This is a genomic window from Actinosynnema sp. NPDC023658, assembly GCF_040639995.1.
Taxonomy (GTDB): Bacteria; Actinomycetota; Actinomycetes; order Mycobacteriales; family Pseudonocardiaceae; genus Actinosynnema.
In genome coordinates, this window is sequence record NZ_JBFAAX010000369.1 from 1 (window position 1) to 5,757 (window position 5,757).

The 5,757-nt window shown below is 73.0% G+C and carries 7 protein-coding genes and 1 pseudogene; 4 read left to right on the forward strand and 4 right to left on the reverse strand.

What is annotated here, in order from left to right; all coding sequences use genetic code 11:
• Both AB0G02_RS26560 and AB0G02_RS26565 read right to left on the reverse strand, forming a co-directional pair.
• Window positions 1-948, reverse strand: a 948-nt coding sequence (locus AB0G02_RS26560; RefSeq protein ID WP_360798640.1) for a beta-ketoacyl-[acyl-carrier-protein] synthase family protein, incomplete at its 3' end; no start/stop codon positions are given.
• A complete protein-coding gene (locus AB0G02_RS26565; protein ID WP_360798643.1) occupies window positions 945-1,178 on the reverse strand; it encodes an acyl carrier protein in 234 nt (77 codons plus the stop codon). The genes AB0G02_RS26565 and AB0G02_RS26560, both read right to left, overlap by 4 nt.
• A gap of 124 nt (window positions 1,179-1,302) precedes the next feature.
• On the opposite strand from AB0G02_RS26565, the gene AB0G02_RS26570 reads away from it, so the two are divergent.
• The 3 genes from AB0G02_RS26570 to AB0G02_RS26580 all read left to right on the forward strand — a co-directional run bounded on the left by AB0G02_RS26570 (window position 1,303) and on the right by AB0G02_RS26580 (window position 3,610).
• Window positions 1,303-1,983: an SDR family NAD(P)-dependent oxidoreductase gene (locus tag AB0G02_RS26570; RefSeq protein WP_360798645.1), complete on the forward strand. Its 681-nt coding sequence runs from the start codon at window positions 1,303-1,305 to the stop codon at window positions 1,981-1,983.
• A 22-nt stretch (window positions 1,984-2,005) separates the two neighbouring features.
• On the forward strand, window positions 2,006-2,632 hold the full coding sequence (locus AB0G02_RS26575) for a DUF4230 domain-containing protein (RefSeq protein WP_360798648.1): 627 nt from the start codon (window positions 2,006-2,008) through the stop codon (window positions 2,630-2,632).
• Window positions 2,633-2,707: 75 nt separating this feature from the next.
• The gene (locus AB0G02_RS26580) at window positions 2,708-3,610 is read left to right on the forward strand and encodes a pseudouridine synthase (protein ID WP_360798651.1); all 903 of its coding nucleotides are present in this window, start codon (window positions 2,708-2,710) and stop codon (window positions 3,608-3,610) included.
• Here the strand turns inward: AB0G02_RS26580 and AB0G02_RS26585 are convergent.
• Together AB0G02_RS26585 and AB0G02_RS26590 are read right to left on the reverse strand one after the other, a co-directional pair.
• A complete protein-coding gene (locus AB0G02_RS26585; protein ID WP_360798654.1) occupies window positions 3,607-4,176 on the reverse strand; it encodes a DUF305 domain-containing protein in 570 nt (189 codons plus the stop codon). The genes AB0G02_RS26580 and AB0G02_RS26585 overlap by 4 nt on opposite strands.
• A 93-nt stretch (window positions 4,177-4,269) precedes the next feature.
• Window positions 4,270-5,019 (reverse strand): lytic polysaccharide monooxygenase, encoded by a 750-nt coding sequence (locus AB0G02_RS26590; RefSeq protein ID WP_360798657.1) that lies wholly within the window; start codon window positions 5,017-5,019, stop codon window positions 4,270-4,272.
• A gap of 194 nt (window positions 5,020-5,213) precedes the next feature.
• On the opposite strand from AB0G02_RS26590, the pseudogene AB0G02_RS26595 reads away from it, so the two are divergent.
• Window positions 5,214-5,757, forward strand: a pseudogene (locus tag AB0G02_RS26595) (glycoside hydrolase); the annotation flags it as partial.

Consider the following 5,757-nt stretch of genomic DNA (forward strand, 5'->3'; position numbering starts at 1 on the left):
GACTGGCCGTGGTCGAACGTGTGTTCTACGCTGCCTGACCGTGGGGCAACTGTCCTTCTTCTCGGCGGAGGCGAGGCAGCCTTGCGCCCCCGCGTCGGCCAGCGCCGCCCGCACGGCCGCCGTGACGCCTCGTCCCTCGGGGTCGGGGTTGGTGATGTGGTGCGCGTCGGCGCTCGCGCCGTAGCCGACGACCCGCGCCCGGACCCGCCGCCCGTCGGCCCGCGCGTCCTCCGCGCGCCGCAGGACCAGCACCGCCGCGCCCTCGCCCGCGACGAACCCGTCCCGGTCGGCGTCGAACGGCCGGGACGCCGTCGCCGGGTCGTCGCGGCGGGACAGGGCGCCCATGCGGGCGAAACCCGCCATGGTCAGCGGGGTGAGCAGCGCGTCGACCCCGCCCGCCAGCACCACGTCGCAGCGCCGCGCGGCCAGCAGGTCGCAGGCCACGCCGATCGCGGTGGCGCCGGACGCGCACGCGGTCGACACGACGAGGTTCGGACCGCGGAAGCCGAACTCGATCGCGACCTGCCCGGCGACCATGTTCGGCAGGTGCATCGGCAGCAGCAGCGGCGACACGTCGGCCGGGCCGTCCGCGAGCAGCACGCCGTGCTGCCGCTCGACCGTCTCCGCGCCGCCGGCGGAGGTGCCGATCACCACGCCGACCCGGGCCGGGTCCCACGCGGCGTGGTCCTCGCCGGCGACCGCCTCCCGCGCGGCGACCAGCGCCAACCTGGCGAACCGGTCGAGCCGGACCGCCCGGCGCGCGCCGAGCAGCGCGTCGGCGTCGAAGTCGGGGACGCGGCACGAGAGGGTCACCTCGTGGCCGGCGAGCACCGGGTCGTGCGCGGCGGTCGACCGGCCCGCGAGGACCGCCGACCAACCCGCCTCGACGCCCACGCCACCCGGCGTGACCAGGCCCAGCCCGGTGACCGCGATGTCCAGCCCGGTCACCGGTCCGTCCCGGCCCGCTCCTGCATCAGCGCGGCGATGTCGCCCACGGTCTCCAGGTCGAACAGCTCGTCGTCGCTGATGTGCAGGCCGTGCTCCTTGCCCAGCACCATCGACAGCTCCACGAAGGCCAGCGAGTCGAGGTCCAGGTCGTCCTTCGTGGCCTCCGGGGTGATCTGCTCCGGCGCGACCTTCAACGTGTCGACGAGGATGTTCTTCAGCGTCTCGTACACAGGTCTCTCCTCGCTCACCGCTCACCCGGTCCTCCCATCGAACCCCATCCGACCGGGCCGGTGGCGCGAGGGCCCCGTTCGTCGGCGGAGAATGCGCGCGGGGCCCGATCGGGAGGGGGACGGCATGGCGGACGCGCCGGTGGCGGTCGTGACGGGCGGGAACCGGGGCATCGGGCTGGAGGTGTGCCGGCAGCTGGCGGCGCTCGGGCACGTGGTGGTGCTGACCGCGCGGGACGCGGCGAAGGCCGAGGCGGCGGCCGGGGTCCTCGGCGTCGACCACCACCAATTGGACGTGACCGACGACGTGTCGGTGGCGGTGCTGGCCGAGCACCTGGCCGACCGGTACGGGCGGGTGGACGTGCTGGTGAACAACGCGGCCATCCACTACGACACCTGGCAGCGGGCGTCGTCGGCCGACCTGGGGGTCGTGCGGGAGGCCATGGAGACCAACTTCTACGGGCCGTGGCGGGTGGTGCTGGGGCTGCTGCCGCTGTTGCGGGCGTCCCGGCGGCCACGGCTGGTGAACGTGTCGAGCGAGGCCGGGTCGTTGGCGTCCATGGGCGGCGGGACGCCCGCGTACGGGACGTCGAAGGCGGCGCTCAACGCGCTGACCTTGATGTTGGCCGCCGAGCTGCCGGCGGTGAAGGTCAACGCGGTGTGCCCGGGGTGGGTCGCCACCGACATGGGCGGCGCCGGCGGGAGGCCGGTGGAGCAGGGCGCGGCGAGCGTGGTGTGGGCCGCGACGTTGCCCGACGACGGGCCGACCGGCGGGTTCTTCCGGGACGGGAAGCGGGTTCCCTGGTAGCGGCCCGGGGTATCCCGCCGGCATGAGGTGGCGCAGCGGTGTGGCGGCGGCGGTGCTGGTGGCGGTCGGTGTGCTGGTGGCGGCGGTGTTGGTGGTCCCCCGGTTCCTGCCGGGCACCGACACGGTCGACCGCAGCCAACCGGCGTTGTTGCAGTCGTTGCGCGACCTGAGCCAGTACCACGCGTCGGCCGGCGAGTTCCAGGTGGTGCTCGACATCGAGCGGGACGTCCGGTACGTGCCGTCGGCGTTGGCGGGGCAGCGGACGCTGTTCGTCGCGGCCGGGACGGTGAACGCCTACGTCGAGTTCGGCGGGTTGGCCGACGGCGCCTTGGAGGTGTCGCCCACCACCGCGACCGGCGAGGCGCGGAAGGTGCGGCTGGCGCTGCCGAAGGCCGTGCTGGACAAGCCGAACCTCGACCAGGAGCGGTGCTACGTCTTCGCCCAGGAACGCGGCCTGCTGGACCGCTTGACGGCGTTGGTCGAGACCCAGGACCAGCAGCCGTTCTACGTGGCGGCGGAGCAGAAGATCGCGGACGCGGCGCGCGAGTCGGGGCTGGTGGAGCGGGCCGACGAGAACACGCGCAAGATGCTGACCGGCATGTTCGGCGCGCTGGGGTACCAGGTGGAGTTCACCGACGACCTGGGCTGACCGACGCCGGCGCGACCCCGGCCCCGGGACGTCGTCGCCCGACCGGCGGAGCGGCCGGGCGTATGCTGCCCGACGATGAGGCGCAAGCTCCGGCCGCCGCTCGACCAGCGCCACGGCCTCGACCCGGCACGGCTGCGGCTGCCCGACGACGGGCCGTGGGCCACCGTTCGCGACCACCTGGTCGACCGGTTGCCGCGGGTCGCGCCCGAGCGGATCGACGGGATGCTGGCCGAAGGCCGGATCTACGACCTGGCCGGGCCGATCGCGCCCGACGCCGCGTTCACGCCCGGCACGTCGGTGTGGTTCCACCGGGACCTGCCCGACGAGGTGCCGGTGCCGTTCGACCTCCACGTCGTGCACCGCGACGACGCCATCGTCGTGGTCGACAAGCCGCACTTCCTGGCCACCATCCCGCGCGGCAGGCACGTGGTGGAGACCGCGCTCGTCCGGCTCCGCCGCGACCTCGGCCTGCCGCAGCTCAGCCCGGCGCACCGGTTGGACCGCGTCACGGCCGGGCTGGTCATGTTCGTGGTCCGCCCCGACCTGCGCGGCAAGTACCAGACGCTGTTCAAGGACCGCGCGGTGGGCAAGGAGTACGAGGCGATCGCGCCGCACGACCCGGCGTTGGTCCTGCCGACGCGGGTAAGCAGCCGGATCGTCAAGGTCAAGGGCGTGATCACCGCGCAGGAGGTGCCGGGGCCGCCGAACGCCGAGACGCTGGTCGACCTGGTCGAGCACCGCGACGGGTGGGGCCGGTACCGGCTGGTGCCCGCCACCGGCCGCACGCACCAGCTCCGCCTGCACATGGCCTCGCTGGGCGTGCCGATCCGCCACGACGACTTCTACCCGGTCCTGCGGGAGAAGCCGCTGGACGACTTCACCGACCCGTTGCAGCTGCTGGCGAAGGTGCTGGAGTTCACCGACCCGGTGACCGGCGAGCACCGCCGCTTCACCAGCACCCTCTCGCTCGACCTCTAACCCAGGTAGCCGAGCATCTGCGCGATCTGCGCGGTGCGGGAGTCGAAGATCCGCTGCGCCAGGTCCTTGGTCTGCGGGTTGATCCCGCCCTCCTTCTCCAGCTTGGCCATCGCCACCGCGTTGTGCTGGTGGCCGATGAGCAGGTTCAGGAACGCCTTCTCGAACTCGGCCGGACCGGTCGCGGCCAGTTCCGCGATGGCCTCCGGGCTGGTCGAGTGGTCGCCGCCGTGACCGGCGTGCAGCTGGGGGTCGGCGTCCGTCGACTCGGGCTGCCCCCAATCGGCCAGCCACTTCGTCATCGAGTCCACTTCGGACAGCTGGGTGACCTCGATGGCGGCGGCGAGCGTCTTCACCTCGGCGCGCACCGGCCGGTCCGCGGCCAGCCGCACGATCTCCAGACCCGCGCGGTGGTGCGGCACGGCCATCTGCAGGAACATCACGTCGGTCTCGTTGAACTCGTCGGTCTCCACGACGGTCGACACCGGGGGTGGTGGCGTCGCCGCGGTGGTGGAGCCGCAACCGGCGAGCACGAGCACTCCGGCCACCAGGGCCGCGAGGCGTCGCACGGGTCGTCCTCCTTCGCCGGACGGCCCGCCCGCGCCGTGGCAAGGACGGCGCGGACGGGGTCCGTCATCGGACCTCGGTCGGGATCGCCGGGATCAGACCCGCTGCCACAGCGACGGGGTGTTCGGCGGCTCCCAGCCCACGAGGGACGTGTGGGCCTGGATGCAGCGGTAGTTCGCGCCGCCGTAGGTCACCTGCGAGCCGACCGGGTACGCGGTGTTGGGCGCCCACGTGCCGCCCACCGGGGGCACGGTCGTGGTCGTCGTGGTCGTGGGCCGCGTGGTGGTCGTCGTCGGCGTGGTCGTGGTGGTCGGCGTGCCGCCACCGGACCCCACCTGCAGGTCGACGCACGAGTAGAACGCCATGGGCGTGTCCGCGATGTTCCAGACGGCCAGCAGCTTGATCCGACCGGTCCGACCGCCCAGGCTCACGTTGTGCGTCACGGTGGCCGCGGGCTGCCGGCCGCCGTCGTTGAACTCGGCGATCTTGCTGCCACCGACGAAGTACTGCCACGTGGTCGTGGAGTGCCGGGCGGTGAGCGTCCAGTTGAACGTCACGGTGTTGCCCACCGAGGTGGTGGGCCACGGCCGGCTGTCGTCGTTGAGCTGGGCGAACTGGCTCAACCCGGCGTGGCAGTTGTTCTGCCCCTTGGCGCCTTCCACGCTCTGCGGTTCGTAGACGATGGGCCCGCAGTCCGACATCCGGCCCTGCGCGCACATCGCCTGCCGGCTGGGCGGCGAGGAGATGTAGCCGTGAGCGCTCGCCGTTCCCGCCGAGACCACGACGAGCAACGGTGCGACGACCAGGCCTGCGGCCATCGCCGCGAGCTTGCGTTTCAGGGTCATGCTTCCAGCTCCTTCGGAGGAAACCCGGATCGGGTCTCCTTGGCAGGGTCCATTTCCGCGGCGGCCGGAACACGCGGTGCGTGACGAACGGGGAACGGTGCGTCACTCACCGCGACGTGGTCTAGACCATAATCGTGAACGTCATCCGGGTCAAGGATCTGAACCGACTGGTCCAGCGGTCCGTAAGCCCTCCTGTGAACGCACATCCGGGTAGGCGTGCCGCCGCACTGGCCGCGGCCGTCGTCGCGGTGCTGGCCGTGCCGGCGCCCGCCGTCGCGCAGCCGACCGAGTCGGACGCGCTGGCGAGGTACGAGGAGCTGTCGCGCGAGGCCGAGCGGCTGCACGAGGAGCACCTGAAGGCCCAGGACGACCTCAGGGCCAAGCAGGGCGAGCTGGACCGCGCCAACGCCGACCTCGCGGAGGCCACCCGGCTCGGTGACCGGGCGGCGGCCGACCAGGAGGCGTTCCGCGGGCAGGTCGACCTGCTCACCGAGGCGTCGTTCGAGGGCGCGCGGTTCAACCAGCTCTCCGCGCTGCTGGTCAGCGACTCGCAGCAGGACTTCCTGAACCGGATGAGCGCGTTGGGCCTGCTCGCCGCGGACAACGACGAGGCGCTGGGCCGGATGTCCGCCGCCGTCGAGGACGCCGAGCGGGCCACGGCCGGCGCGCGGGACGCCCAGCAGCGCGCCGCCACCGCCACCGGTGAGGCGGAACGGCTGGTCACCGACCTGGCCGACC

Coding starts and splice junctions, on each gene's coding strand:
- AB0G02_RS26570 (WP_360798645.1), top strand. CDS start 1,303: ATGGCGGACGCGCCGGTGGCGGTCGTGACGGGCGGGAACCGGGGCATC.
- AB0G02_RS26590 (WP_360798657.1), bottom strand. CDS start 5,019: ATGACCCTGAAACGCAAGCTCGCGGCGATGGCCGCAGGCCTGGTCGTC.
- AB0G02_RS26580 (WP_360798651.1), top strand. CDS start 2,708: ATGAGGCGCAAGCTCCGGCCGCCGCTCGACCAGCGCCACGGCCTCGAC.
- AB0G02_RS26575 (WP_360798648.1), top strand. CDS start 2,006: ATGAGGTGGCGCAGCGGTGTGGCGGCGGCGGTGCTGGTGGCGGTCGGT.